General features: G+C 33.8%; 2 protein-coding genes. Both read right to left on the bottom strand.

Annotated features, from left to right (window positions below; translation table 11 throughout):
- Nucleotides 1-302 precede the first annotated feature (302 nt).
- Complete coding sequence (locus tag QZL64_RS01540) at nucleotides 303-1,355, bottom strand: hypothetical protein (RefSeq protein ID WP_021840294.1); 1,053 nt, start codon at nucleotides 1,353-1,355, stop codon at nucleotides 303-305.
- A gap of 152 nt (nucleotides 1,356-1,507) precedes the next feature.
- Nucleotides 1,508-1,783, bottom strand: coding sequence for a hypothetical protein (locus QZL64_RS01535; protein WP_021840293.1), 276 nt, complete (start codon nucleotides 1,781-1,783; stop codon nucleotides 1,508-1,510).
- Nucleotides 1,784-2,246 lie beyond the last annotated feature (463 nt).

The following is a 2,246-nucleotide window of genomic DNA, read 5'->3' as shown; positions in this document are numbered from 1 at the left end:
AGATCGCTGACATCTTGTTTCTGCTCATTAACGCGCTAACTAATTCACAAAACTTTTGCAAGCTCGTGACTTTAGTCATGAGTTAATTGACCTCGGATATTCCTTTCTGTGGGGCACCCGAATTTTTTCTTCTCAATTCAAATATGCGATTTGAGAAAATTAATCTGGCACTGAAAGGATTTTTGATAATTTTGTACAAAAAAAAGAAGAACAGACACTGTATCTGTTCTCCTCTTATGTTTAGTCTTTGAAAGACAAAACCAAAACTTGCAACTTTATCTTACCACATTTTGCCAAGAATCTCAATCCTTGTAATCTCCAACAGTAAATTCATAGGTGTATTTAACCGTAGGATGATCACTTTCATTGTTCTTTAAAACCCTTTCAAGATAACTCCAGCGATCAGCTTTTCTCCAAATACTGTCTTTTTTCAAAGTATACATGTATTTGTAACTAATAAATCTTGTTGTTTTCTTATTTGCTAAGTTGTAAGGATCCCCTGTTGTGATATAAACTTCTGGTTTAGAAGTTGCTGTTTTTCCACCGCTATCTGTAACTGTAAATGTGATAATGTGACTTCCCTGATCTTTAATATCATTTAAAGTCAAAGGATTCGGATTTACCAGTTTTGGTGTTAATTTGATCTTATTTGCATCATCTTCAATATCACTTGCAAAAGCATTTGTTTTGATCTCATTTAAGATCTCATCTCCTCTTTCAGCTAATTCTTCCACTGTATAGGCAAGATAATCAGATTTTAAGACAGGTGGATTATTGTATTTGACACGCACATATCCTGTTTGTTGCACTGTATTTCCGCCAGTATCTGACACTTCATATGTGATCTTAATATCAACATATTCATCTTTATTCAGATGATTAAAATAAGTATCAAGTTTTGATGTTTTGGATGGATTTAAAACAGTTGCTGGTTTATAATTATCCTTTTTGCTTGCAGGATATTCGATCTTTGCAACTCTGATGCTGCTTGTTAATTCATTTTCTTCGCGATCCCATGCTTTAACCAATCCGAGAAGATCAGAAATTGCGACCTTATCATTTTCGACATATTCTTTTAATGCATTGTTTGACACCTTATCAGAATATTCAAATTCAAAGTATTGGTTTTCATTTTTTTTGTCTTCTTTGATTTTTCCATCAAAATCCGGTTTTTTTGTCTGTTCTGATCCATCTGAATTTTTAGCTGGATATATAAAAGGTTTATAATCCCACTGTGCATAATTTGTATCGACTGGAATCGCAGCATGTGCAGCACTCATAGGAACACACATCAAAACACTCAGGCTTAAACAGGCACAAGCAATCACCTTTCCTCCAATTTTTCGTAATCGCATTTTCTGCGGCCTCCTTTCATTAAAATATAAAGTACTACATACTAAATATGATGGATTTCGAAAAAAATAATGAAATTATCTTTTGTCTCATCTCTCATTGTACGAAAAAAAAGAGGATACACTTAGGATCCTCTGAAATACGTTATTGGGTTCTATAATTTTCCGATCTTCTGACAAATTAACAAATAATTATTAATGCTTTGATGGAACATTACTTCTAATTCTCTTATATCTCTTCCATGAAAACACAAAGAATCAGAGACTCCAACAACTTCTCCAACAAAGATCTGATCATCTGGGCGATGAAATGCTCTGGCACAATATCCCTTATATTCATGCAAAACTTGTGTTACATATTCCTCAATTTCTTCTTTTTCTGCTTCCAGATATTCTCCTTTTGTTGGAAAATCAAGTTTGTCTATATTCACTTCCCTTCATTAACTTCCTTAAAATCAGTATATGTAATTTTTTTCATAAATCCACAACAGAATTACAGTAATCCAAGATCTCAATCCTCCTCATTTAATGCACTATTGGTAATATCTTCAATCTCTTTTTTTTGATCATTATGGTCTGTTAAAAATTTTGCATTTTCTATTGAAGAATCAGTAATAATATTAGGAAAAACAGTTGGTTGACATCCTCCCACGGCTGAAGCCGTGGGATTCCTTAAATTTTCTCACAGGATCACCTTTCTCAAAAGGATCGGATATAGCTGTGGTTTTCAGGATTCGGACCTATAGGCGTTCGCATGTCGTATGGTACTTGCCAAGTCTATGGAGTGATGCCGGACCCCATATAATTCTCATGTTAAAAACCGAAACATTGTTTCATTGAAACTCCTGATCGTTTCATGTCTTTGATCAGTTCATCGTGCATCTCTATAAATTT

Origin of the sequence: Veillonella sp. CAG:933 (assembly GCF_000431435.1) — a bacterium.
GTDB lineage: Bacteria > Bacillota > Negativicutes > Veillonellales > Veillonellaceae > Veillonella_A.
The sequence above is the reverse complement of the archived record's forward strand: the minus strand, read 5'-3'. Positions and strand labels throughout refer to the sequence as shown.

What these genes read in the sequence shown, in the direction of transcription:
- QZL64_RS01540 (WP_021840294.1), bottom strand. Translation starts at nt 1,355, where the DNA reads ATGCGATTACGAAAAATTGGAGGAAAGGTGATTGCTTGTGCCTGTTTA.